We start from the raw sequence: 24666 nt of genomic DNA, 5'->3' as shown, positions 1-24666 counted from the left end.
GGTCAAGTGACCACCGGGCCACGGGTGTTCCCATTCAACAGGTGCACATCTGCGCTCCGCCGGGCCGCAACATAAATGCCAACCGATTCGGAGAGACATACGGGGACCGGTTCGCGTCCATGCCCAACCGCCTGCGGACCGGGACGGTGCCCTGGCGATCCACGGCACCGCCGATCGTGCTGCCCTGGAGGGTCCGCCATGACCACCGTCCCCACGTACGCTCCGTCCGCAGTCGCCACCACCCACGACGCCCCGGCGGTCCCCGCGCCTCGCCCCCAGCCCGCCGCCCCGGCCACGTACACCGTCTCCCTCGCCCGCGACGAGGACGACGTGCGCGCCGCCCAGCGGCTGCGCCACCAGGTCTTCGGCGCCGAGCTCGGCGCCGTGCTGCACAGCCCGGTCGCCGGCCTGGACGTCGACCCGTTCGACGAGTACTGCGACCACCTGCTGGTCCGCGAGGGCGAGCAGGGCGCCGTCATCGGCACCTACCGGCTGCTGCGGCCCGAGGCCGCCCGCCGGGCCGGCCGGCTGTACTCCGACGGCGAGTTCGACCTCTCCGCGCTCGCGCCGGTCCGCCCGGGCCTGGTCGAGCTCGGGCGTTCCTGCATCCACCCGGACCACCGGGGCAACGGCGCCGTCATCAACCTGATGTGGGGCGGCATCGCGCGCTACCTGGCCGACACCGGCAACACCTGGGTCGGCGGCTGCTGCTCGATCGAGCTGGCGGACGGCGGCGCCACCGCGGCCCGCGTCTGGGACACCGTCAGCGCCAAGTACCTGGCGCCCGAGGAGTACCGGGTCACCCCGCACCGGCGCTGGGACGCCACCGGGGTGGCGCGCGCCGAGCGGGGCGCACTGCCGGCCCTGCTCCGCGGCTACCTGCGGCTGGGCGCCTGGGTCTGCGGCGAGCCCGCGTACGACCCGGACTTCGACTGCGCCGACCTGTACGTGCTGCTGTCGCTGGAGCGCACCGACCCGCGCTACCTGCGGCACTTCCTGTCCGGCATACCCGCCTCGGGCGCCTCGTCATGAGCGCCTGGCTGCCCACCGCGACCTGCCGGCCCGAGACCTGCCTGGCCGACGCCTCGCCGGAGGTGTCCCACCCCCGGCGGGCGCTGCGGCTGGCGGCCTGTCTGGCGGCACTGCTGGCGGGGATCGTGCTCATCCCGCCGGCCCGGCTGGTCCCGTACGGCACCCGGATCCGGCTGGTCCGGTTCTGGGCGCGGGTCGTGCTGCGCAGCCTCGGGGTGACCGTCCACCTGGCCGGGCCCGGCGGACCGGGTTCCGGCGGGCCCGGCTCCGGTGGGCCCGGCTCCGGCGGGCCTGGTCTCGGCGGGCCCGGCTCCGGCGGGTCGGCTCCCGGCTCGGGCGGCGGGGTGCTCGTGGTGGCCAACCACGTGTCCTGGCTGGACATACCGTTGCTCGCCGCCGGGCAGCCGGGCCGGTCGCTGGCCAAGACCGAGGTCCGGCAGTGGCCAGTGCTCGGCCCGCTGACCGCCCGCTGCGGCACCGTCTTCCTGGACCGCGACCGGCTGCGGACGCTGCCGGACACCGTGGCGGCGGTGGCCGGGGTGCTGCGCTCCGGGCAGCCGGTGATCGTCTTCCCGGAGGGGTCGACGTGGTGCGGGCGGGAGAGCGGCCGGTTCCGGCCCGCACTGTTCCAGGCGGCGGTGGAGGCGGGGGCCGACGTCCAGCCGGTGACGATCCGCTACCGGCTGGCGGACGGGCGGCCGACCAGTGTGCCCGCGTTCATCGGGGACGACGGGCTGCTCACCTCGCTCGCCCGGGTGGTAGCCGCCCGCGGACTGGTCGCCGACGTGACCTTCCTGCCGCCGATACCGCCTCCCGGCCCGCAGCCCAACCGGGCGGGCGCCCGGCGCGAGCTGGCCCGCAGGGCACAGGCGGCGATCGAAGGCATCCGCTGACGGGACGCCGGTGAGACCGCCGGTCGTGGTCGGCCGGTTCCGGTCGCCGGTCGCGGCGGCGAGGCGTGGCGGCAGGTCGCGGCGGCAGTGTGCGCGGCAGGTCAGGCGGAGCGGGCCCCGGCCGGCTCCGCCGGTCGCGGACGGGCGGCTTCCGACGGCGCGATCGGACGGGCCCGGCCGAGCAGGACGGCGACCAGGACGGCTGTGGCCAGGAGCGCGAGCGCCCCGCAGCGCGCGGCGAGGTGGATGCCTTCGACGAAGGCGCCGTCCACCGCCTCCTGGAGCGGCCCCGGCAGGGCCGCCGCCGCGCCGCCACCGCCGTGCACCGCACCGGTGGGGGCGTTCGCGACCGGGCCGACGGCCTCCGGTGGGACGCCGAGCCGGTGCAGCGCGCCCGTCAGGGAGTCGGTCAGCCGGTTGGTCAGGACGGCGCCCAGCACCGCGATCCCCAGCACGCCGCCGAGTTCGCGCAGGGTGTTGATGGTCGCCGAGGCCATCCCGGTCTGCGCCGGGGCGACCCGCTGCATCACCCCGATCGACACCGGGGTGAAGGTGAGCCCCATCCCGAGGCCCATCGCGAACAGCGTCCACAGGTACTCGGGGTAGCGGGCGTGGTCGCCGTACAGCGACAGTCCGCCGAGGCCGGCCGCGCAGAGGACGAGGCCGAGCACCAGCGGCGGCCGCGGCCCGTGGCGGGCGGTCAGCCGGCCGGAGAGCGGCGCGGCGACCACCAGCATCGCGGTCATCGGCAGCCCGGCGTAGCCCGCGGCGGCCGGGGACCAGCCGAGGGTGCCCTGCATCATCAGCGGCAGGAAGAACAGCGCGCCGAACATCCCGAAGCTGACCATGAACCCGCTGAGCAGCGCGCCGCCCAGCATCCCGTCACGGAACAGCCGCAGTTCCAGCATCGGTTCGACGAGGCGCAGTTCGAGCAGCAGGAAGGCGAGCAGCAGCGCGACGGCGGCCACGCCGCAGCCGAGCACCCGGGGATCGGTCCAGCCCCGGTTCGGGCCCTCGATCAGCGCGTAGACCAGCAGGCCCAGTCCGGCGGCGGACAGGGCGAGACCGCCGAGGTCGATCCGGCGGGCGCGCGGCGGGATGTCCGGGAGCACCCGGACGGCCAGCAGCAGTCCGGCGACGCCGATCGGCACGTTGATCCAGAACACGCTGGCCCAGCCGAGGTGTTCGACCATCGGGCCGCCGACCACCGGGCCGACCGAGAGGCCGAGCGCGGAGACCCCGGACCAGGTGGCGATGGCCTTGGCCCGCTCCTGCTCGCCGGTGAAGACGTGCCGCAGCAGGGCGAGGCTGCCGGGGGTGAGCAGCGCGGCGCCGACGCCCTGGAGCATCCGGGCGCCGACCAGCACGCCGATCGTCCCGGCGAGCGCGGCCCCGGCCGAACCGAGGGTGAAGAGGGCGAGGCCGAGCCGGAACACGCGGGTGCGACCGTACCGGTCGCCGAGCGCGCCGCCGGTCAGCACGAAGGCCGCGTAGACCAGGCTGTAGCCCTCCGCGACCCACTGCAGGCCGCTGATTCCGGCGTCCAGGTCCCGGCCGATGCGGGGCAGGGCGTTGTTGACGATGACGTTGTCCAGCATGGACATGAACATGGTGACGCAGAGCGTGAGCAGCGCGAGCCGTCGGCGGCGGGCACTCGACTCGTCCATGGATTCCCTCCCGGTCATGAATACCTAACAGTGTTAGGGGTCGACGTGGCAGCCACAGACTGCACCTAACGGTGTTAGATTGCAAACGAGAATCCACCGCGGGAATCCACCACACAGCCGGAGGCGTCCGCACAGCCATGCCGCAGAACCACACCGACACACCCGGAACCGACGGCACGACACCCGCCGTGACCAGGGAGGCCCTCGCCCAGGCCGCACTGCGGGTGCTGGAACGGGACGGCCTGACCGGACTGTCCATGCGCAAGGTCGCCGCCGAGGTCGGCGTCAAGGCCGCCTCGCTGTACTGGCACGTCCGCAACAAGCAGGAGCTGCTCGACCTGCTCACCGACGCGGTGATGGGCTGCGCCGAGCCCCCACCGCGCGAGGGCGGCTGGCGCGAACAGTTCCACGAGTACTGCCGGCGCTACCGCCGACTGCTGCTCGACACCCGGGACGCGGCCAAGGTCGTCGCCGGCCGGCTCGCCCCCGGGCCCAACCTGCTCGGGCTGATGGAGGACCAGCTGGAGCGGCTCCGCGCGGCCGGCTTCTCCGACGCCGACGCCGCCATGGCCAACTACCTGCTGGGCGCCTTCGTCCAGGGCTTCGTGCTCCAGGAGCAGTCCCCGATCTCGGCCTCCGAGGTCCTCGGCAGCAGCCGCCGGGACATCGCCGACGCCGCCGGAGACCTGTTCCGCGGCCTGCCCGCCGAGACCTTCCCCAACCTGGTCGACCTCGCCGACGACCTCACCGTCCCGAACATGGACGCCCGCTTCGAGTTCGGCGTCCAGCGGATCCTCGACGGCCTCGCGGCCCTGCTGCCGCCGGAGCGGCGCTGACCCGACGCCGGGGTAGGCTCGCCGGGCCCACCCGCACGACGACGGAGGAGTCACCCATGGCCGAGCCCTACCCCCTCTACGAGCCGTACGCGCAAGGCCTGTTGGACGTCGGCGACGGGCAGCGGATCCACTGGAACACCTCCGGGAACCCGGCGGGCAGGCCGGCCGTGGTGGTGCACGGCGGGCCCGGCTCCGGCCACAGCCCGGGCTCCCGGCGGTACTTCGACCCGGAGCGCTACCGCCTGGTCCAGTTCGACCAGCGCGGCTGCGGGCTCAGCCTCCCGTCCGCAGCCGACCCCTCGACCAGCCTGGAGCACAACACCACCGCGCACCTGATCGCCGACATGGAGCGGCTGCGCGAGTACCTCGGCATCGACAAGTGGCTGCTGTACGGCGGTTCGTGGGGCTCCACGCTGATCCTCGCGTACGCCCAGGCCCACCCGGAACGGGTCTCCGCGATCGTGATCTGCGGGGTCACCATGACCCGCCCCGAGGAGACCGACTGGCTCTACCGGGGCGTGGGCCGCTTCCTGCCCGGCCCCTGGGAGGCGTTTCGGGACTTCCTTCCGCCCGCCGACCGCGACGGGGACACCACCGAACTGCTCGCGGCCTACAGCCGGCTGCTCGACAGCACCGACGAGTCGGTCCGGCGGGCCGCCGCCAACGCCTGGGCCACCTGGGAGGACGCGGTCATCTCGCACGAGACGCTGGGCAAACCGAACGCGTACACCGACCGCCCCTCCGACGCGCTGATGGCCTTCACCCGGATCACCGCGCACTACTTCTCGCACCAGGCCTTCCTCGAGGACGGCCGACTGCTGCGCGACGCCGGGCGGCTGGCCGGAATCCCCGGCGAGCTGATCCACGGCAGGCTGGACCTCGGCGGCCCGCTCGACACCGCCTGGCAGCTGGCCAAGGCCTGGCCGGACGCCCGACTGACGGTCATCGACGAAGCCGGGCACACCGGAAGCCCGCGGATGGCGGAGGCGGTCCTGGCGGCGGTCGAGCGCTTCGCCTGAGCGGCCACGCGCCTCGGCTGAGCCGCCGCGAGCTTCTGCCGAGCCGCCGTGCGCCGCCCCGGACGGTTGGGCCGCTCGTGCGAATGGTCCAGACCGAGTAAGCCCTACCATACGACGCATGATCGCCTATGCCCCAGCCGCCCTGTTCTTCCTGTTGTTCGGAATCGGGGTACTACGCGACCGCCGCCGCTTCAGCAACGCCGTCCTGCTCGGCATCGCCGTCTCCCTGCTCTCCCTCGCCCTGCTCGCCGAACTCCGCAAGGCGCCCAGCATGGTGATCACGCTCGCGGCGGCGGTCATCGTCCTCCTCCCCGCCCTCGGCGCGGCGGCCCTGGTCTGGTTCCTGCTCGCCAACGGCCTGACCATGATCCGCAAGGAGGGCAGGCGGCCGGCCAACCTGCTGTCACTGCTCGCCGGGCTGGGAATCCTCGCGGTCATCGGACTGCTGGTCGCGGCCCTCGTCTTCCACTCCCGGCGGCTGGCCGCCCTGGCCGGCACCGCCGTCCTGGTGGTCGGCTACGTCTCCTTCCTGTTCACCTGCTTCGTCGGCTACGCCTTCCTGTACAGCCGCCACCGACCGCGCCGTGACGTGGACTTCGTGGTCGTGCTCGGCTCCGGGCTGATCGGCGGCGAGCGCGTCCCCCCGCTGCTGGCCAGCCGGCTGAACCGGGGCCGTGAGGTGTACGAGAAGCAGGCAGCCCGCGGCAACCCGCCGGTGCTGATCACCTCGGGCGGCCAGGGGCCGGACGAGAAGCTCCCGGAGGCCCACGCGATGGCCGACTACCTGGTCGAGCGCGGCTTCCCCGAGGAGCACATCGAGCGGGAGGACCGCTCGCGCACCACCGAGGAGAACCTGCTGTTCAGCAAGGCCATCATGGAGCAGGCCAAGCCCGGCTACCACTGTGTCGTCGTCACCAACAACTTCCACGCCTTCCGGGCCGCCCTGCTCGCCCGTCAGACCGGCGTCAACGGCCATGTCTTCGGCTCGCCCACCGCCCGGTACTACTGGCCGAGCGCGACCATCCGCGAGTTCGCCGCGATCTTCCTCTCGCACAAGCTGGTCAACTTCGGGATTTGCGGCTTCATCGCCCTCTGCGGGGTGCTCGCGGCCCTCTGAGCCACCAGGGGACCCCTGACTCGGCACGCCTGTGGAGTCCCGCTGGGTGGGCCCCGGTCGCCGCGGCGACCGGGGCCCACCCGTTCCGGGGACGAGGCCGCTCCGGGGACGAGGCCGCTCCGGTGGGGACGAGGCCTGACCCGGAGACAACGAGGCCCCCAGTCAAACGGTCGGACGAGGAGTCAGGATCGCGCAGGTGGTGGTGGCGTGGGCGTAGAGCTTGCCGTTCTCCGCGCCCACCACCCTGGCCTCGGCCGTGGCCATCGTCCGGCCCAGGTGCAGCACCACGCCCTCGCAGCGCAGCGGCCCCGAGTCGGCGAACAGCGGGCGCAGCATGTGGACGTTGAGCTGGGTGGTGGTGTAGCCCACCCCGGCCGGCAGCCTGCTCATCACCGCGCAGCCGAGCGCCGAGTCGAGCAGGGTGGCGAGGTAGCCGCCGTGCACGGTGTTCATCGGGTTGTAGAGGTGGTCTCCGGGCTCGCCCTGGAACACCGCCGTCCCAGGCTTCACCTCGGTCAGGTGGAAGTCCATGGTGCTGCAGATCGAGGGCTCCGGGATCCGTCCGGCGATCCACTCCAGCAGGATCTCCTCCCCGGTCAGGTGGGCGTACTCGGTGATCGGCAGGCCGGGCGTCCAAGTGTGCGTCCGGGTGCGCTGCTCCGGGCCGTTCGCGGGCTGCGGGCCTTCGGGGGCGGTCTGATCGGTGGTCATGGGATCAACCTGCCCGCTTCGACCGTTCGCTTCAAGTGCCGTCCGCCGTGGGGCCGGTACGGTCCCCGGGCGGCTACCGGGGCTCGCGCCGGACCGGTGGACAGCGGGACGGCGCGACGGCACGACGGCACGACGGCACGACGGCACGACCATGGCGGTCTGCCCCATGCCCGCGCGGCGGACCCCGGATGACCGTCACATGGCACCTGGGCACCGGGCACGCCACTCTGCACGGGACCGACCCCCACTCCTCCCCCGCCCAGGAGCCCCCATGCCACTGCGCCCCACCGCCGCGGCACTGCTCACCGCCGCCACCCTCGCCCTCGGCGCCGCCGCCCCCGGCGCGGCCGAGGCCTCCCCCGCCGCGGCCCCCGTGACGGCCTCCGCCGCGTCTCCCGCGCCCGCCGCCGCGAGCGGCAGCTTCCAGCAGGTCACCGGGTTCGGCACCAACCCGGGAAACCTCGCGATGTACACCTACACGCCCGCCGGACTGCCCAGCGGCGCGCCCCTGGTGGTCGCGCTGCACGGCTGCGTCCAGAGCGCCACCGACTACTACCGCAACTCCGGCTGGACCAAGTTCGCCGACCAGTACGGCTTCGCGGTGGTGTTCCCGCAGACCGGCAGTGCCAACAACAGCCTCTCCTGCTTCAGTTGGTTCGACGCGAGCAAAGCCGCCCGGGGCGTCGGCGAGGCCAGGTCGGTGGTCGAGATGGTCACCAAGGCCGAGTCCTTGTACGGCTCGGACGCCCACCGGGTGTTCGTCACCGGGCTCTCGGCCGGCGGCGGGATGGCCGCCGACCTGTTGGCCGACTACCCCGACGTGTTCGCCGGCGGCGCGATCGATTCCGGACTGCCCGCCCACTGCGCCACCAGCCAGGCCGCCGCCTCCGGCTGCCAGAACTCCGACCAGGGGCTCACCCCGGCCCAGTGGGGCGACAAGGCCCGGTCCGCGTACCCGGGTTACACCGGGCCGTGGCCCCGGGTGGCGATCTGGCAGGGCACCGCCGACACCGTGGTCAGGCCGGTGAACGCGACCGAGCTGCGGGACCAGTGGACGAACGTCCAGGGCATCGGCCGTCAGCCGAGCAGCACCCGGAGCCTCCCCGGCGGCACCACCCAGGAGCTCTACGCCGACGCGAGCGGAATGCCCGCCGTGGCCGTGTTCACGATCAGCGGGATGGGCCACGGCCTGGCCGTCCACCCGGGGGCCGGGGCCGACCAGTGCGGGGCGACCGGCGCCTACTTCCTCGACACGATCTGCTCCGCCTACCACACCGCGCGGTTCTGGGGGCTGGACGGCGGCTCCGGCCCCACCGACCCGGGACTGCCGGCCCCGAGCGGCCTGACGGCGACCGCAGGCACCGGGTCGGTCGCCCTCGGCTGGCAGGCCGTCAGCGGCGCGGCCTCGTACCAGGTCTTCCGCAACGGCACCCAGGTCGGCAGCGCGAGCGGCACGGCCTTCACCGACACCGGGCTCACGGCCGGCACCACGTACAGCTACACCGTGGCGGCGGTCGACGCGTCCGGCGCAGCGGGTCCCCGGTCGGCGGCGGTGACGGCGACCACCCCGGGCGGCGACACGCCCCAGTGCTTCACCGCCAGCAACTACGACCAGGTCCTGGCCGGCCGCGCCACCCAGAGCGGTGGGCTGACCTACGCGCTCGGCTCGGGCCAGAGCATGGGGCTCTGGAACACCTTCGTCACCCACACCCTGAAGCAGACCGGCCCGGGCTACTACGTGCTCGCCGACGGTCAGTGCTGAACGGGCGGCAGCCGTCGCGCCACCGAGCAACGCCGCGACGGCCCGCCTCGCCGCGCCCGCCATGAGGCTCATCCCGCCCCCGCTTCCGCCCCCACCCGGAGCCCGGCGAACAGGTCGCTCTCGATCCCGCCCGCCCGGGCCGCCCCGGCCGCCGCGCCGACCTCCGGCACCAGGCTCCGGGCCAGGTGGTAGTCCTCGGTCGGCCAGACCTCGCGCTCGATGTCCCGCGGGTGGGCCATGAAGGCCACGCCCGGCTGGACCTGGGTGGCGTGCGCCAGCAGCGCCGCGTCCCGTACGGCGAACTGCTCGGCGCACGCGATCCGGGTGGTGGTGGCCAGGGCCGGCGGGGTGTCGGGCCAGCCGGCGAGCAGCTCCCCCATCTCCGAGGGCACGCCCCGTTCCGTCATGCCCTCGTGCAGGGCCTGGAACCAGGCCCGGGAGAGCGCCAGGTGGTAGTAGAGCTTGGACACCTGCCAGGGCTCGCCCAGCTCGGGGTGGAGCTCCGGGCCGGCGGCGGCCTCGACGGCCGCCACGGTGACCCGGTGGGTCATCACGTGGTCCGGGTGCGGGTAGCCGCCGGTCTCGTCGTAGGTGATCACCACCTGTGGGCGGAACTCCCGGATCAGTGCGACCAGCGGTGCCGCCGCGAGCTCCACCGGCTCGGCCGCGAAGCAGCCCTCCGGGAGCGGTTCGTCCGGCCCGGGCATCCCGGAGTCGACGAACCCGAGGAACCGCTGGCGCACGCCGAGGATCTCCCGGGCGGCCGCCATCTCCTCGCGCCGGACGCGGGCGAGGTCGGCCCGGACCTCCGGCCGGTCCATGGCCGGGTTGAGCACCGAGCCGCGCTCGCCGCCGGTGCAGGTGGCGACCAGGACGTCCACCCCCTCGGCCGCGTACCGGGCCAGGGTGGCCGCGCCCTTGCTGGACTCGTCGTCGGGGTGCGCGTGCACGCTCAGCAGGCGCAGACCGTCGGGGTGACGGGTGAACACGGGTGCCTCCAGGGTCTCGGTGGCCGGGAAGCGGCCGGTGATCGGGACGCGGCCGACGGTCAGTCGGCCCGGCGGGTGTTCGGGTAGAGCAGCGCCGGGGCGATGGCGAGCGCGGAGAGGGCCAGCACCCACCAGAAGGTCTCGCCGAAGGCCGCACCCGGTTGGCCCGGGTGCCCGCCCTGCGCCTGCTGGAGCGCCAGCGTCAGCACGGCGGTGCCGAGCGCCCCGCCCACCCGGTTCAGCACGTTGACCGCACCCGCCGCCGCGGGCACCTGGTCCTTCTCGACGCTCCCGTACACCACCGCCAGGCCCGGGATCGCGATGATCCCCATGCCCGCGCCGCGCAGTGCCAGCGAGCCGGCTATCAGCCAGTCGGCCGGTTCGGAGCCGCTGCCCAGCTGGGTGAACGCGACCGTGCCGACCAGGGAGCAGGCGATGCCGATCATGATCAGTGGACGCGGCGCGAAGCGGTCGGTGATCCGGGCGGCGAGCATCGCCGTGACCGCCGTGCCGAGGGCCTGCGGCGCCAGCAGCAGGCCGGCCTCCACCGCGGTGGCGTGCTTCACCTGCTGGTAGTAGAGCGGTACCAGGAACATCGAGCTGTAGAGCGCGGCGCCCTGGAGGAAGCTGTTGGCCGTCGCCACGGCGAAGCCGCGCCGGGCGAACAGCCGCAGGTCGATCAGCGGCGTCCGGACACCGCCGCGCCCCACCCGCAGCGCGTGCCGGCCGTAGAGCGCCACCAGCGCCACGCCCGCCATCAGGGCGACCCTGCCGGCCGTCGCACCGTCACCGATCGTCGCGAGCCCGTAGACCAGCCCGGTCAGACCGGGCGAGAGCAGCACCAGACCGGTCACGTCCAGCTGTGGCTTCGGAGCGTCCGACGCCTCGTCAGCCGGCAGCCAGCGGGCGGCGAGCAGCAGTATCACCAGCCCGACCGGCACGTTCAGCAGGAACATCCACCGCCAGTCGAAGTGCTCCAGCACCAGCCCGCCGAGGATCGGCCCCAGGACCGGAGCCAGGCTGATCGGCAGCATCAGCGTGCCCATCACCCGCCCGACCCTGGAGGGCCCTGCCGCTTGTATGATGATCGCCTGGCCGAGCGGTTGAATCATCCCGCCGCCGATCCCCTGCAGCACCCGAAAGGCGATCAGACTGCCCGTCGACCAGGCCAGGCCGCACAGCGCCGATCCGAGCACGAACAGGACGACCGAGGCGAGCCACGCCCGTCGGCCACCGAAGCGACCGGCGGCCCAACCCGAGAGCGGCATGGTCAGCGAGATCGCCAGCAGGTACCCCGTCGCCACCCACTGCACCGCCGCGATCGAGCTGTGCAGATCGCGGCCGACGGAGTCGATGCCGACGTTGACGATCGTGCTGTCCAACAGCGCGAGCACCGGCCCCAGCGCGAGCACCCCGCCCATCTTCCACAGGCCCGGCGGAATCGGCTCCGGCGCCTCCCCCCGGACTCCTCCCGGCCGGCCCTTCGCGGTGACGGATGTGCTCATGCGCCCTCCCCTGGTCGCCCTCGAGCGAGCCGCCCCCGAACGCGGACGCCCACTCGGGCAGCCCTTCCGGCTGCCCGAGGAGAACTTAGGACGGACCCATCGACTGGGTCAAATCAAATTTCTGTGCCCGACCCAGTGAACTGCGCTACGCTCCCCCCATGACCGAATCCGGGACCACGCCGACCCTGCGCGAGCTCAACAAGCGCCGCACCCGCGAGGCGATCTCGCACGCCGCGACCAGACTCTTCATCGAGCGGGGGTTCGACCGCACGACCATCGCCGAGGTCGCGGCCGCCGCGGGCGTCGCCAAGATGACCGTCACCAACCACTTCCCGCGCAAGGAGGACCTCTTCTTCGACCTGCACGAGGAACTCGTCGCCCGGCTCGCCGGAACCGTCGCCGGGCGCGCGCCGGGCGAGTCCGCGCTCGCCGCGCTGCGCCGCGACTGCCTCGCCGGCCTCGACCGGCACGACGCCCGGCTCGGCTTCTCCGGCCCCGACTTCGCCCGCACCGTCTTCGACAGCCCGGCACTGGCCGCCCGACTGCGCGAGCTGCACGAGCAGGGCGAGACGGCACTCGCCGAGGCACTGGGCGAGGCGGTGCACGAGAGACCCGTCGGCTTCGAGTGCCGGGTCGCCGCCGCGCTGCTCGCCGCCGTCGACCGGGCGGTGTTCGCCGAGGTGTTCCGCCGCACCCTGGCAGGCGAGGAGCAGTCGGCGATCGCCGCCGCGGTGCGCCCCTCCGCTGTCCGGGCCTACGACCGGCTGGAGGGCGCCCTCGGGGCCTTCGCCGTGCGGGAGGCCTGAAGCCCGCCCCGGCGGGCCGCGACCGCCGCCGCCGGTCCGGTCCGGTCCGGTCAGCGGCAGTTGTCGTTCGAAGGGCTGCAGAGCCCGACATCCCCGACGCCCGGCAGGTCGGCGGTCCTCTGCCGGAGGAGGTCGAGTTCGGCGGCGGGAGTGCGGATGTCGAAGACGACGGTGAGGGTGCCGCCGGGTACTGCGCCGACCTCTCCCAGACTGACGGACGCGGCACCGTGGCCGAAGCCGTCAGCCGGCACCGACAGAATCCGGGCCGCCCGCGGCACCGGCCGACGCACGCTCGAAGCCTCCACGGCAACCTCACATTGAACACGTTCAAATAAATGGCGGCGCCACGGTCCCGGACGCACCCCCACGCCAACCGCCCCAGGTCGGCGCACCCTTGACGAAAGGTTGACCTGCTCACGGCAGAAGGTTGACGATCGCCGCCTCTATCGTCGGCCCATGCCCTCACAGCCCATCAGGCCCACCGCCCTGCCGGTCCTGCCCTACCGCAAGCCCACCCGGGGCCGGGACTACTGGGTCCTGGACAACGTGCTGTCCGACCCGGACGCCGTCCGCGAGCGCTGCCTGGCCCGCGGGGACTGGACGGAGGGCTACCCCCACCGCCCCGAGACCTGGCCCGGACTGCGCACCATGCCGGGCCTGGAGCCCGAGGAGCTGGCCCGGGTCGAGTCGCTGGTCCGCAAGGCCACCGGCGCCTCCCGACTCTGGGTGCAGAGCACCCCGGGCGGCGGCACGCTCAACCACAACTGCGTCCAGGTCGTCGGCGCCGGCGAGTCCGAGTCCCGCCCGCACACCGACTCCCGCGCGCTCTGCCGCTACGCCGCCGTCCTCTACCTCAGCCCCGGCGCCCCCAAGGACGCCGGCACCAGCTTCTACCGCCAGCAGTTCCCCGGCGGGCGCCTCGGCGGCAACCTGGTCGACGCCCCCCACAACAACCTGGTCGAGGCGCTCGGCACCCGCCGGGTGCCGGCCGACCACTTCACCGAGGACGTCCGCGTCCCCAATCGCTACAACCAACTGCTCCTCTACCACGCCAACCTGATCCACAGTGCCACCGGCTACTACGGCACCGAGCTGGCCGAGCGGCGGATGACGGCGGTCTTCTTCTGGATGGCCTGACCCCGCACGCCGCCTCCGGGCGGGCTGCCGACACCCCGGGACGACCCGCCCCGAGACGACCGACCCACCCATCAGCCGCCCCTCCCCGGCCCCGACGTACACCGGGCTCGCCCTGGTCAGCGCCGCCGCCAGCCGGGCCGGCTCCCCCGGCCCGATCCGGGGGAACTCCCGGAGCAGCTCGCCGATCCGCTCCGACTCGCCTCCGGCCTCCTCCCGCAGCCGCCGCAGGTCACCGTCCCGGCGGTCGAGCAACAGCTCGACCCCCTGGCCGGGCGCGGTGGCGGTGCTCTCGTCGTAGCGCACGTGCTGGGCCCGGCCCAGGGCCGCGATGAGCGTCCCGCGCCTGGCGTCGGCCGCCTCGCACCCGGAGAGGCTCGCCGCATGAGCGGGCGAAGCACGGGGGTGCACCCGGCCGGAGGCTGGGGAAGAACATCGGCATGAGCCGTGACGCCGTACCCGCGACCGAGACCGTCCGCCCCGACTGGGCCGCGATCGACCAGCTGCCCACGGTCGAGCTGCTCCGCCTGATGAACGCCGAGGACCGCACGGTGCCCGTCACCGTCGCCGGGCAGCTGGAGCGGATCGCCGCCGTGGTCGACGCCGTGGCCGCCGGGATGGCACGTGGCGGTCGGCTGGTCTATGCCGGCGCGGGGACGGCCGGGCGGCTCGGCGTGTTGGACGCCGTCGAGTGTCCGCCGACCTTCGGCACCGATCCGGCACTGGTCGTCGGTCTGATCGCGGGCGGGAGTTCGGCGGTCACGGCGGCCGCCGAGGGCGCCGAGGACCGCACGGACCTCGCCGAGGCCGACGTGGCCGCGCTCGCCCTCTCCCCCGCCGACACCCTGGTCGGCATCTCCGCCTCGGGCCGTACGCCCTACCCGCTGGCCGCCGTCCGGGCGGCGCGGGCGGCCGGGGCGCTGACCGTCGGGCTGGCGTGCAACCGGGGGTCGGCGCTCGCGGCGGCGGCCGAGTTGGGCGTCGAAGTGGAGGTCGGCCCCGAGGTGTTGGCCGGATCGACCCGGCTCAAGGCGGGCACGGCGCAGAAGCTGGTGCTCAACCTGCTGTCCACGGCCGTGATGGTCCGACTCGGCCGGACGTACGGAAATCTGATGGTCGACCTCCGCGCCACCAACGACAAGCTGCGCGACCGCGCCCGACGGATCGTCGCCGAGGCGACCGGTGCCGACGAGGTTGCGATCGACCGCGCCCTGACCGCGACCGACGGCCGGGCCAAGGACGCGATCCTGTCCCTGCTCGCGGACGTGGACGCCCCCACCGCCGCCCGCCTGCTCAAGGCCTCGGACGGACGGCTGCGCGAAGCCCTCCGCCACGCCCGGCCGTAGCAGCGCCCCTCCCGCCACGCCCGGCCGCGGCGGCCCCCTCCGCAAACGCCCGGCCGCGACCTCACGCTGACCTCACGTCCGCCGACTCACCCCACCCGCACGTCCGCCGCCGCGACGACCTCGCCGAGGCGGGGAAAGTCCAGCTCCACCGACGCCCGGTGCTCCTCCGCCGTGAGCGCGGCCATCGCGTCCTCGACGAACACCAGCCGGTACCCGTGGTCGCCGGCCGCGCGGGCGCTCGACTCCACACCGAGGTTGGTGGCGATCCCGGTGAACACCAGGGTCTCCACACCCCTCGCCCGGAGCAGCTCGTCCAGGCCGGTGCCCTGGAAGGCCCCGATGGTCCGCTTCACCACGACCTCGCCGGCCGCCGCCGCGACCTCCGCGACCAGCCCGCTCCCGGGCGGCTGCTCGGTGACGTTCGGCCGCTCGACCCGCACCGCGACCACGAGCGCGCCCGACCGCCCGGAACCGCCGGGCCAGCTCCAGTGAGGCCTCCACCACCTCCGAACCGGTGCGCGGCGCGAGCGGGTTGGCGACGATCCGGTCCATCAGGTCGATCAGGACCAGGGCCGTGCTGCGAGGATCTACGGTGGTCATGGGCGTCACGCCAGCCCATCGGACGTCAGGCTCCCGCCTCCCGTGCGATCTCCGCCCGGAACCCCTCGATCAGCACCCGCAGCCCGTACTCGAAGTCGGCGTCGTGGTCGGTCATCCGCAGCACGTCGACCGCCTCACGCAGCAACGGGAGTTCGCGCAACGCCTCGTCGGGGAACGGCGGCCGCTCACGGTCCGCGGCGTCCTGCCGCCAGGCCTGCTCCTCCGTGACCCAGCCCATGATGTACCGGTCGACGGTCAGCAGCAGCCGCAGCGCCGTGCGCGGGCGCAGCCCGGCTCCGCACAGGGCACCCAACTGGGCCTCAACCGCCGGAAGTTCATCCTCGGTTGGCAGGGTGCCGGCGTGCACCCGGGCGCCGTCGCGGTAGGCGAGCAGGGCGTTCCGCTTGGCGCGGGCGTCGGCGGCGATCCACTCGGGCCAGTGCGCCGGGTCGGGTTCGCGGTCGGGCGGGAGGGCCTCGGCGAGCATCGCCTCCGCCATCAGGTCGAGCAGTTCCCGCTTGCTCTTGAAGTGCCAGTACAACGCCGGTGACTGGACGCCGAGTTCGCGGGCGAGCCGGCGGGTGGTCAGCCCGTCGATGCCCTCCTCGTTCAGCAGGCGCAGCGCCGTGCGCACCACCTCGTCGCGTTGCAGCGCCATCCGATCGACCTCCCGGGTTATCCGCTTGCCAGGCCACCTTATCGCCGATAAGTTCCCGAGCTGGAATTTATCAGCGATAAGGATGACCGTCGCGACGCCGACAGCCGTTGAAGGGATCCCACCCCTCATGACCTCCGCACCGACCCCGACCCCAGGAACGGACCCGACCCCCGGACCGAACCCGACCCCAGGAACGGACCGCTTCTGGTCCCGACTGCTGCCGAACACCGCACCCTGGCGATCCTCCAAGGACTTCCGGCTGACCTGGACCTCCGGCACGGTCACCCTGCTCGGCTCGATCTTCACCATGACGGCGATCCCGCTCCAGATCGCCGACCTCACCGGCTCACCCCTGGCCGTGGGCGCGGTCGGCGCGGTCGAGCTCGTGCCCACCGTCCTGTTCGGCCTCTACGGCGGCGTCCTCGCCGACCGTGCCGACCGCCGCACCGTCGCACTGGTCACCGAGGTCGCACTGGCCGCGCTCAGCGCCCTGCTACTGGTCAACGCGCTGCTCGGCGCTCCCGCCGTCTGGCCGCTCTACGTCGCCGCCGGACTGGCGGCGGCACTCCAGGGCGTCCAGCAGCCCTCGGTCGAGGCGATGGTCCCCCGGCTGGTGCCCCAGGACCAGCTGGTGGCGGCCGGGGCCCTGCTCTCGCTGCGCTGGAGCATCGGCGGCGTGGCCGCCCCGGCGGCGGCCGGCCTGCTGATCGCCACCGCCGGCGTCCCCGCGGCCTACCTGGTCGACCTCGGCACCTTCCTGCTCTCGATCGCCCTGCTGGCCCAGGTCCGGCCGGTTCCCTCGGCGCGGGACGCCGAGGCGCCGCGGCTCGCCGAGTTCCTCGACGGCGCCCGGTACGCGGCCCGACGGCCCGATCTGATCGGCACCTACCTGGCCGATCTCGTCGCCACCGTGTTCGCCCTGCCCACCGCGCTCTTCCCGTTCCTGGCCGCGGAGCTGGACGCCACCTGGGCGCTCGGGCTGCTCTACTCGGCCGGCGCGGTCGGCGCCCTGATCGCGGCCGCGACCGGCGGGTGGGCGGAGCGGGTGCACCGGCACGGCCGGCTGGTGCTGCTCTCCGCCGCCCTGGTCGGAGCGGCAACGGCCGCGGCGGCGTTCACCCCTGGCCTGTGGGCCGTCCTGCTCTGCCTGACCGTCGCGGGCGGCGCGCACTGGATCGGCGACACCTTCCGCAGCGCCATCTGGAACCAGTCCATTCCGGACGAACTCCGGGGCCGTGCAGCCGGGTTGGAGATGCTGATCGGCTCCGCCGGGCCGGCCCTGGGCGACCTGCGGGCCGGCGGGCTCGCCGCCCGGCAGGGCATCCGGGCGGCCCTGCGCACCGGCGGGCTGCTCTGCCTCGGCAGCTCGGCCGCGCTGTCCGCCGCGCTCCCGGCCCTCTGGCGCTACGACCGGCGAGCGCACCGCACCGAACCCGCCCTGCCGGAGCCGACCCCGTGACAAGCCCGTACACGCCACCCGACGAACAGCCGCTCGTCCACGACGAGCTCGGTCCAGGACGAACTCAGTCCGGGACGAGCGCCTCGGCATGCCGGCCGATCAGCTGCCCCAACACCCGGACGTCCTCGACCCCGCGCTTGGGCAGCACGGTCACCACCCCGGGCTCCTCCGCACCGGCCAGCAGCAGGAACAGCTCGCGCGTCTCCAGGAAGTACCGCTGCTCCGGCCAGCCGAGCAGGGTGTCCGAAGCCTCGTGGCTCACGACCACCCCGCACTCGTCCAGCAGGACCCGGAACTCGCCCTTGTCCGCCACCCTCCGCACCACCCGGCGCGCGTGCCTCCGGCTCGGTGCGAACAGCACCCACAGTGCGCACACCAGCAGCAGCGCGGCCGGCAAGAGTGCCGCCCCGCCGACCAGGGCGAGCAGCCCGGCACCCGCCGCCGCGCCGGCGGACACCGTGCGCCTGGCGTTCCGCGACCGGCGCCCGGGCGCCGTGTGCCGGGACAGCACGGCGAAGGCCTCCCGGAAGTCGGCGGCCGTCGGGGTGTAACGGACCTCGACCGACGTCACCGCCCACTCGCGCTCACTCACGCCCACGTCTTCCGACCCCCGTACGCCCGACTCCTGACACCGACGTCGCCGGATCGTAGCAAAGGCCGTACGTACCCGACTCACCCGTCCGCGCTCTTCCGACGGTCGCACACCCGCCCGCTGACCGACCGCCGCGCCCTGCGGCCGGCTCACCTCGAGCCGGTCGCCGGGGAGTTCGGCCTCCACCGCCTGCCGCTCCCTGCCCGCGCCCACGGACCCATCACCGGCACCTCAGCGCACGACCACCCCGCCGGGGCCGCCGCCCGCCTCACGCCGTGAGCGCCCGCGCCGAGGCCCGGATCGGCGCCGGCAACTCCGTCCACCCCCGCAGGTACCGGTCCACCGCCGCCGCCACCGCCCGCCCCTCGGCGATCGCCCAGACGATCAGCGACTGGCCGCGCCCGGCGTCCCCCGCGACGAACACGCCCTCCGCCTCCGTCGCGAAGCCGTCGTCCCTGACCAGGGTGGACTCCGGACCGGTGGCGAGGCCGAGTTGGGCGAACAGCCGCCCGTCCGGCTCCGGCCCGGTGAAGCCCAGCGCGAGCAGCACCAACTGGGCCGGGAGCCTGCGCTCGGTGCCCGCCCGCGGGCTGCGGTCGGCGGGTTCGGCCTCGGCGATGCGGACGGCGGCCAGCCGACCGTCCGGGCCGGGCTCGAAGGCCACGGTGACCGCCGCGAACACCCGGGGCCCGGCCGCCGCGGCGCCGGACTCCTCGTGCGAGGTGGTCTCCCGGTACACCTTGGGGTGCACCGGCCAGGGCTGCCCGGAGGCCCGGCCCTGCGGCGGCCGCGGGTTGATGTCCAGTTGGGTGACCGAGGCGGCCCGCTGGCGCAGCGCCGTCCCCAGGCAGTCGGCCGCCGTGTCCCCACCGCCGACGATCACCACGTGCCGCCCCTCGGCGGACAGCGGCGAGACCGGGCAGTCGCCCTCGTCCACCCGGTTCGCCCAGGTCAGGTACTCGATGGCCTGGTGCACCCCGGGCAGGTCCCGCCCGGGCACCGGCAGGTCCCGGCAGGCCGTCGCGCCCACCGCGACCACCACCGCGTCGTACTCGGCCCGCAGCTCCTCGCCCGGGACGTCCCGGCCGACCCACACCCCGGTGCGGAAGGCCGTGCCCTCGGCCCGCAGCTGGTCCAGCCGGCGCTCCAACCGGTGCTTCTCCAGCCGGAACGACGGAATGCCGTACCGCAGCAGTCCGCCCGCGCGGTCGGCCCGTTCGTACACCGTGGTGGCGTGCCCGGCCCTGGTGAGCTGCTGGGCGGCGGCCAGCCCGGCCGGGCCGGAGCCGATCACCGCGACCCGCCGCCCACCGGCCCGCTCGGGCAGCCGGGGCGCGTCCCAACCCGCCTCCCAGGCCCGGTCGGCGATCGCCAGCTCCACGTTCTTGATCGTCACCGCGGCGCCGTCGATCGCCAGGACGCAGGCGCTCTCGCAGGGCGCGGGGCAGAGCCGGCCGGTGAACTCCGGGAAGTTGTTGGTCGCCAGCAGCCGCGCCGCGGCCGCCCGCCAGTCGGCTCCCGCCGCCCCCGCCCCTGCTTCCTCACCCGCCCCCGACTCCGCCACCAGCCGGTTCCACTCCGGCACCAGGTTCCCCAGCGGACAGGCGCTGTGGCAGAACGGCAGCCCGCAGTCCATGCACCGCCCCGCCTGTCCGCCCACCACCGGCAGCAGAGCCCCCGGCCGGTACACCTCGTGCCAGTCCCCCAGTCGCTCCCGAGCGTCCCGCCGCGCCCGCTCCGCGCGCGGGGTGGTGAAGGGGGCCATCCGGTCTGCCATCGCGGCCTCCGGCAGGGCGTGCCGACTCGGACCCGGCGACCCACCCGGCGGTGCGCCACCGTACGGCCACCGTACGCCCGCGAAGCACCACGCAAAAGCGGCGGCCGTCGCGGACCGGCCAGGAGCGGGCCCGGACACCCCGACCCCGCCGCGAACCGTCGTGGACACGCCAGGGAGAATCTCCGCCATGACGCACACCGTGCTGATCGCCGAGGACGACCGGGCCATCCGCGACTCGCTCGCCCGGGCCCTGATGCTGGAGGGCTACCGGGTGCGGGTCGCCGCCGACGGCACCCAGACCCTGGCCGTCCTCGCCGAGCAGCGCCCGGACGTCCTGGTGCTCGACGTGATGATGCCCGAGCCGGACGGCCTGGAGGTCTGCAGACGGCTGCGCGCGGCCGGCGACCGCACCCCCGTGCTGATGCTCACCGCCCGGGTCGAGGTGCCGGACCGGATCGCCGGCCTCGACGCCGGCGCCGACGACTACCTGGTCAAACCCTTCGACGTGGACGAGCTGTTCGCCCGCCTGCGCGCCCTGCTGCGCCGCCACCCGCCCGCGCCCACCGGCGAGGTGCTGACCGTCGCCGACCTGCGGATCGAGCCGCCCGCCCGGCGCGCCTGGCGCGCCGCCCAGGAGCTCGAACTCTCCCGCACCGAGTTCGACCTGCTGGAACTGCTCGCCAGGCACGCCGGCGCCGTCCTCGACCAGGCCACCCTCTACGAGCGGATCTGGGGCTACGACTTCGGCCCCGGTTCGAAGAACCTCGCGGTGTTCATCGGCTACCTGCGCCGCAAGCTCGACCGCCCCGGCCTGGCGCCGCTGATCCACACCGTCCGCGGCGTCGGCTACACGCTGCGCGAGCCGTGACCGGCCCGGCCCGCCGCCTCCCCGGCCAACCACGCCTGCCGCGCCTGCCACGCCCCGGCCTGCGCACCACCCTCGCACTGGCCTTCGCCGCGATCGCCGCGCTGGTCGCGGTGCTGATCGGCGCGCTCGGCTACCACGCCGCCGCCCGGCTGATCCGGGACGACGAGACCGCCGACTTCGGCGCCGCCGTCGACTCCGTCGGCCGGCAGGTCCAGCGCGAGGCCCTCTTCCCCGGCGACTTCGCCGGACCGAGCGGCCTGAGCGCCGACCTGGTCCGCCCGATCCGGGTCACCACCCAGTCGCTCGACCCCGACGGCGCGGTGCTTCCCGGCACCGCCCGGCTCGACCTGCCACCGAGCCCGTCCGACCAGGAACTCGCCCACGCCGACCAGCCGGGCCGCACCTCGATCGGGCTGCGTCACCAGCACGACGAGGGCTACCGGGTCGGTGTGGTCTCGCTCGGCGGCCGGCGCGGCGCGGTCCAGATCATCCAGCAGGTCGGGCCCACCGAGGAGCTGCTGGCCACCCTGCGGACCCGCACGGTGGCCCTGGTGGCGGTCGTCGCGGTGCTCGCCGGCGGGGCCGGCCGGCTGCTGGCGCGGCGGATCACCGGTCGGCTGGTCCGGCTCACCGACGCGGCCGAACTGGTCGCCGCCAGCGGGAGGTTGGACGTCCCGGTGCCCGCCGCCGGAACGGACGAGGTGGGCCGCCTCGGCCGGGCCTTCGACCGGATGCTGGGCCGGCTGGCCACCGCCAGGGAGAACCAGCGCCGACTGGCCCAGGACGCCGGACACGAGCTGCGCACCCCCCTGACCAGCCTGCGCACCAACCTCTCGGTGCTGCCCAGCCTGGACCGGCTGCCGCCCGCCGAACGCGCCGCCCTGATGGCCGATCTGGCCGAGGAGGCACGGGAGTTGACCCAGCTGGTGGAGGAACTGGTGGCGCTCGCGGCGGACAGCAGGGCGGACGAGCAGCCGACCGAGGTGATGCTCGCCGACCTGGTCCGGGAGGCCGCCGCCCAGGCCCGGCGGCGCAGCGGCCGCGAGGTCCTGGTGGACGCGGACGGAACCGTCGTCACGGCCCGGCCGGACGCCCTGGCCCGCGCGGTGGGCAACCTGCTGGACAACGCCGCCAAGTTCGACCCGGCCGGGACCGGCCCGATCGAGGTGGTGGTGCGCGGCCCGCGGGTGGAGGTGCGCGACCGCGGCCCGGGCATCGACGCGGCCGACCTCGACCGGGTCTTCGACCGCTTCTACCGGGCCACCGCCGCCCGCAGTCTGCCCGGTTCCGGGCTGGGCCTGGCCATCGTGGACGAGGTGGCCCGCTCGCACGGCGGGACGGCCTTCGCCGCCAACCGGGACGGCGGCGGCGCGGTGATCGGCTTCACCCTCGACGGCTGAGCGCGCGTACGGGCCCGGCGCCCGAAGCACCGGGCCCGGTACGCGCATCACCGGGCCCGGCGCGTACGACACCGGGCCCGCCGCCGCTCACCCCCACCACTGCTCCGGCACGGGCTCCGGCTCGGACGACTCCGGGACCGTCACCGGTTCGGCGTAGCGCACCAGCAGATCGCCCGCCTCCGTCCCGGCGACGAGATAGCCGCACTCGCGCAGCACGACCGCGGCCGCGCCGCTCAGCGCCGCCAACGCCTCCCGGGAGGGCGGCCCGCCCGGCTCCGCGCCCGGAGTCCAGCCGACCACCACGCCCTCGGGGTGACGGTCGATCCACAGCGGTGAGGGACCCGGTCCGAGGTCGAACCCGGCGCGGGCCAGGGCCTCGGTGACGTCCTCGAAGAGTTCACGGTGATCCACCATTGGCGCAGCGTAGGCCCCGGACGGTGCGACCCCCGGGCGCGGCGCGCGCCGAAACGCTTCAGTGGCACTCGACCGCAGCATCGGCACCCGTTGGGCCGAGCGGCGGCCAGCCGATCGGGCGTCAGGGCCCCCCGTCCGGCCCGACACGCGCGGCCGGACGGGCCGATGGACGTGCACAGTCGGCCCCCTGCCGACAGCATGACAGAGTAAGCGCTCCATCACCCTGAGCAACGAGTCCAGCGGAACACCTGGTCCGCGCGCCGGTCCGGCCGGCGGGCCCGTATCGAGAGGTCCCATGATCACAACACTTCGCCGGCCGGGGTTCGCGCCGGCGGGTCTCCAGCACGGCAGGCCGAGGACGCCGGGGAGCCCGTCGTGAGAACCGACCAGCAGTCGCAGCCGGGACCGGTGACCACCACGCGCGCCAACCCCGCCAACGGGGCCGAGGCGCTGGCCGACTGGACCGACGGCCGGCTCGGCATCTACTCCCTGGCCAAGTCCAATCTGCGCAAGATCTTTCCCGACCACTGGTCCTTCATGCTGGGCGAGATCGCGCTCTACACCTTCGTCATCATCATCCTCACCGGCGTCTGGCTGACCATGTTCTTCACGCCGAGCATGGGCGAGGTCGTCTACGACGGGACGTACGTCCCGCTCCGGGGCATCCCGATGTCCGAGGCCTACTCCTCGACCCTGAGGATCAGCTTCGACGTGCGCGGCGGCCTGCTGATGCGCCAGATCCACCACTGGGCGGCGATCGTCTTCGTCGCCTCGATGCTGACCCACATGATGCGCGTCTTCTTCACGGGCGCGTTCCGCAAGCCGCGCGAGATCAACTGGATCTTCGGCGCGCTGCTGCTGATCCTCGGCATGTTCGACGGCTTCATGGGCTACTCGCTGCCGGACGACCTGCTCTCCGGGACGGGCATCCGCTTCATGGAGGGCGCCATCCTGGCCATCCCGATCGTCGGGTCGTACCTGCAGTTCTTCATCTTCGGCGGCGAGTTCCCGGGCACCGACATCATCCCCCGGCTGTTCACCGTCCACGTGCTGCTGATCCCCGGGATCATGGTGGGCCTGCTCGCGGCGCACCTGATCCTGGTCTTCTACCACAAGCACACCCAGTTCGCCGGGCCCGGCCGGACCAACCAGAACGTGGTGGGCATGCCGCTGATGCCGGTCTACATGGCCAAGGCAGGCGGTTTCTTCTTCCTGGTCTTCGGCGTGGTCGCGGTGATGTCGGCGATCGCCACGGTCAACCCGATCTGGGCCTACGGCCCGTACCGCCCGGACCAGGTCTCCACCGACGCCCAGCCGGACTGGTACATGGGCTTCTCCGAGGGCCTGATCCGCGTGATGCCCGGCTGGGAGATCAGCGTCTGGGGCGGCCACACCCTCAACCTCGGGGTGTTCATCCCGCTGATGGTCTTCCCGCTCGTGCTGCTGGTCATCTGGTGCTACCCGTTCCTGGAGGCCTGGATCACCGGGGACCGGGGCGAGCACCACATCGCCGACCGGCCGCGCAACGCCCCGGTCCGCACCGCCTTCGGCGCCGCCTGGATCGGCCTCTACCTGCTCCTGCTGGCCGGCGGCGGCAACGACCTGCTGGCCACCCACTTCCACCTCTCGATCAACGCGATCACCTACGCGGTGCGGATCGGCTTCTTCACCGTGCCGGTGGTCGTCTTCGTGATCACCAAGCGGTGGTGCCTGGGCCTGCAGCGGCGGGACAAGGAGAAGGTGCTGCACGGCCGGGAGACCGGCGTCATCAACCGGCTCCAGCACGGCGAGTTCATCGAGGTGCACGCCCCGCTGCCGCCCGGCCGGCTCTACACCCTCACCTCGCACGACCAGCCGCAGCCGTCCGAGCTGCCGCCCGAGGTGGACGAGAACGGGGTGCCCCGCAAGGCCGGGCTGTGGACCCGCACCCGGGTCAAGCTCTCCCGCGGCTTCTACGGCAAGCACAGCCAGATCACCAAGCCCACCGTCGAGGAACGCGAGGAGATCACCAGCGGCCACGGCCACCACTGACCCCTCCCCCGGACACCGGAAAGGGCCCGCTGTGCCGTTGCCGGCGCAGC

The 24666-nt window shown here is 74.0% G+C and carries 22 protein-coding genes and 1 pseudogene; 13 read left to right on the top strand and 10 right to left on the bottom strand.

What is annotated here, in order from left to right:
• The first annotated feature begins 198 nt into the window (after positions 1–198).
• Positions 199–1032, top strand: coding sequence for a GNAT family N-acetyltransferase (locus tag ACWDBB_RS16120; RefSeq protein WP_449790162.1), 834 nt, complete (start codon positions 199–201; stop codon positions 1030–1032).
• The gene (locus tag ACWDBB_RS16115; protein WP_449790161.1) at positions 1029–1925 is read left to right on the top strand and encodes a 1-acyl-sn-glycerol-3-phosphate acyltransferase; all 897 of its coding nucleotides are present in this window, start codon (positions 1029–1031) and stop codon (positions 1923–1925) included. Before ACWDBB_RS16120 ends, ACWDBB_RS16115 begins: the two co-directional genes overlap by 4 nt.
• A gap of 101 nt (positions 1926–2026) precedes the next feature.
• Here the strand turns inward: ACWDBB_RS16115 and ACWDBB_RS16110 are convergent, their stop codons facing one another.
• Positions 2027–3592 (bottom strand): MFS transporter, encoded by a 1566-nt coding sequence (locus ACWDBB_RS16110; RefSeq protein WP_449790160.1) that lies wholly within the window; start codon positions 3590–3592, stop codon positions 2027–2029.
• Positions 3593–3729: 137 nt separating this feature from the next.
• On the opposite strand from ACWDBB_RS16110, the gene ACWDBB_RS16105 reads away from it, so the two are divergent.
• The 3 genes from ACWDBB_RS16105 to ACWDBB_RS16095 all read left to right on the top strand — a co-directional run bounded on the left by ACWDBB_RS16105 (position 3730) and on the right by ACWDBB_RS16095 (position 6564).
• Positions 3730–4428 carry a TetR/AcrR family transcriptional regulator gene (locus tag ACWDBB_RS16105; RefSeq protein WP_449790159.1) on the top strand — a complete coding sequence of 233 codons (699 nt, stop codon included), beginning with the start codon at positions 3730–3732 and terminating at the stop codon, positions 4426–4428.
• Positions 4429–4484: 56 nt separating this feature from the next.
• Positions 4485–5447: a prolyl aminopeptidase gene (gene pip, locus ACWDBB_RS16100; protein WP_449790158.1), complete on the top strand. Its 963-nt coding sequence runs from the start codon at positions 4485–4487 to the stop codon at positions 5445–5447.
• Between the two features lie 118 nt (positions 5448–5565).
• Positions 5566–6564, top strand: a complete 999-nt coding sequence (locus tag ACWDBB_RS16095; RefSeq protein ID WP_449790157.1) for a YdcF family protein — start codon at positions 5566–5568, stop codon at positions 6562–6564.
• 162 nt (positions 6565–6726) lie between these two features.
• Here the strand turns inward: ACWDBB_RS16095 and ACWDBB_RS16090 are convergent, their stop codons facing one another.
• Positions 6727–7275, bottom strand: a complete 549-nt coding sequence (locus tag ACWDBB_RS16090) for a PaaI family thioesterase (RefSeq protein WP_449790156.1) — start codon at positions 7273–7275, stop codon at positions 6727–6729.
• A 271-nt stretch (positions 7276–7546) separates the two neighbouring features.
• Between ACWDBB_RS16090 and ACWDBB_RS16085 the strand changes: the two genes are divergently transcribed.
• The gene (locus tag ACWDBB_RS16085; RefSeq protein ID WP_449790155.1) at positions 7547–9037 is read left to right on the top strand and encodes an extracellular catalytic domain type 1 short-chain-length polyhydroxyalkanoate depolymerase; all 1491 of its coding nucleotides are present in this window, start codon (positions 7547–7549) and stop codon (positions 9035–9037) included.
• 68 nt (positions 9038–9105) lie between these two features.
• Here ACWDBB_RS16085 and mca read toward each other — a convergent pair whose 3' ends face one another.
• Together mca and ACWDBB_RS16075 are read right to left on the bottom strand one after the other, a co-directional pair.
• On the bottom strand, positions 9106–10026 hold the full coding sequence (mca, locus tag ACWDBB_RS16080) for a mycothiol conjugate amidase Mca (protein ID WP_449790154.1): 921 nt from the start codon (positions 10024–10026) through the stop codon (positions 9106–9108).
• Between the two features lie 59 nt (positions 10027–10085).
• Positions 10086–11531, bottom strand: coding sequence for an MDR family MFS transporter (locus ACWDBB_RS16075; protein ID WP_449790153.1), 1446 nt, complete (start codon positions 11529–11531; stop codon positions 10086–10088).
• A 158-nt stretch (positions 11532–11689) separates the two neighbouring features.
• Between ACWDBB_RS16075 and ACWDBB_RS16070 the strand changes: the two genes are divergently transcribed.
• Positions 11690–12337, top strand: coding sequence for a TetR/AcrR family transcriptional regulator (locus ACWDBB_RS16070; protein WP_449790152.1), 648 nt, complete (start codon positions 11690–11692; stop codon positions 12335–12337).
• Between the two features lie 50 nt (positions 12338–12387).
• On the opposite strand, the gene ACWDBB_RS16065 is transcribed toward ACWDBB_RS16070, so the two are convergent.
• Positions 12388–12588: a hypothetical protein gene (locus tag ACWDBB_RS16065; protein WP_449790151.1), complete on the bottom strand. Its 201-nt coding sequence runs from the start codon at positions 12586–12588 to the stop codon at positions 12388–12390.
• A 205-nt stretch (positions 12589–12793) separates the two neighbouring features.
• Between ACWDBB_RS16065 and ACWDBB_RS16060 the strand changes: the two genes are divergently transcribed.
• Both ACWDBB_RS16060 and murQ read left to right on the top strand, forming a co-directional pair.
• Positions 12794–13474 carry a DUF6445 family protein gene (locus ACWDBB_RS16060; RefSeq protein WP_449790150.1) on the top strand — a complete coding sequence of 227 codons (681 nt, stop codon included), beginning with the start codon at positions 12794–12796 and terminating at the stop codon, positions 13472–13474.
• A gap of 437 nt (positions 13475–13911) precedes the next feature.
• Positions 13912–14817: an N-acetylmuramic acid 6-phosphate etherase gene (murQ, locus tag ACWDBB_RS16055; RefSeq protein WP_449790149.1), complete on the top strand. Its 906-nt coding sequence runs from the start codon at positions 13912–13914 to the stop codon at positions 14815–14817.
• Positions 14818–14903: 86 nt separating this feature from the next.
• On the opposite strand, the pseudogene ACWDBB_RS16050 reads toward murQ, so the two are convergent.
• Positions 14904–15417: pseudogene (locus ACWDBB_RS16050) on the bottom strand (isochorismatase family protein).
• A 25-nt stretch (positions 15418–15442) separates the two neighbouring features.
• Entirely contained in the window at positions 15443–16075 is a 633-nt protein-coding gene (locus tag ACWDBB_RS16045) for a TetR/AcrR family transcriptional regulator C-terminal domain-containing protein (protein ID WP_392918446.1), read from the bottom strand.
• 127 nt (positions 16076–16202) lie between these two features.
• On the opposite strand from ACWDBB_RS16045, the gene ACWDBB_RS16040 reads away from it, so the two are divergent.
• The gene (locus ACWDBB_RS16040; RefSeq protein ID WP_449790148.1) at positions 16203–17534 is read left to right on the top strand and encodes an MFS transporter; all 1332 of its coding nucleotides are present in this window, start codon (positions 16203–16205) and stop codon (positions 17532–17534) included.
• 64 nt (positions 17535–17598) lie between these two features.
• Here ACWDBB_RS16040 and ACWDBB_RS16035 read toward each other — a convergent pair whose 3' ends face one another.
• Positions 17599–18126, bottom strand: coding sequence for a hypothetical protein (locus tag ACWDBB_RS16035; RefSeq protein ID WP_449790147.1), 528 nt, complete (start codon positions 18124–18126; stop codon positions 17599–17601).
• A gap of 268 nt (positions 18127–18394) precedes the next feature.
• Positions 18395–19903, bottom strand: a complete 1509-nt coding sequence (locus ACWDBB_RS16030; RefSeq protein ID WP_449790146.1) for a glutamate synthase subunit beta — start codon at positions 19901–19903, stop codon at positions 18395–18397.
• A 187-nt stretch (positions 19904–20090) separates the two neighbouring features.
• Between ACWDBB_RS16030 and ACWDBB_RS16025 the strand changes: the two genes are divergently transcribed.
• On the top strand, positions 20091–20771 hold the full coding sequence (locus ACWDBB_RS16025) for a response regulator transcription factor (protein ID WP_392883525.1): 681 nt from the start codon (positions 20091–20093) through the stop codon (positions 20769–20771).
• Complete coding sequence (locus tag ACWDBB_RS16020; RefSeq protein ID WP_449790145.1) at positions 20768–22171, top strand: HAMP domain-containing sensor histidine kinase; 1404 nt, start codon at positions 20768–20770, stop codon at positions 22169–22171. Before ACWDBB_RS16025 ends, ACWDBB_RS16020 begins: the two co-directional genes overlap by 4 nt.
• An 87-nt stretch (positions 22172–22258) precedes the next feature.
• On the opposite strand, the gene ACWDBB_RS16015 is transcribed toward ACWDBB_RS16020, so the two are convergent.
• A complete protein-coding gene (locus ACWDBB_RS16015) occupies positions 22259–22585 on the bottom strand; it encodes a hypothetical protein (protein ID WP_449790144.1) in 327 nt (108 codons plus the stop codon).
• Positions 22586–22993: 408 nt separating this feature from the next.
• Between ACWDBB_RS16015 and qcrB the strand changes: the two genes are divergently transcribed.
• Positions 22994–24616, top strand: coding sequence for a cytochrome bc1 complex cytochrome b subunit (gene qcrB, locus ACWDBB_RS16010; protein ID WP_449790218.1), 1623 nt, complete (start codon positions 22994–22996; stop codon positions 24614–24616).
• The last annotated feature ends 50 nt before the right edge of the window (positions 24617–24666 follow it).

The organism is Kitasatospora sp. NPDC001095, assembly GCF_053598615.1.
Note: the sequence above shows the minus strand (reverse complement) of the source record. Positions and strands in the feature narration are given on the sequence as shown.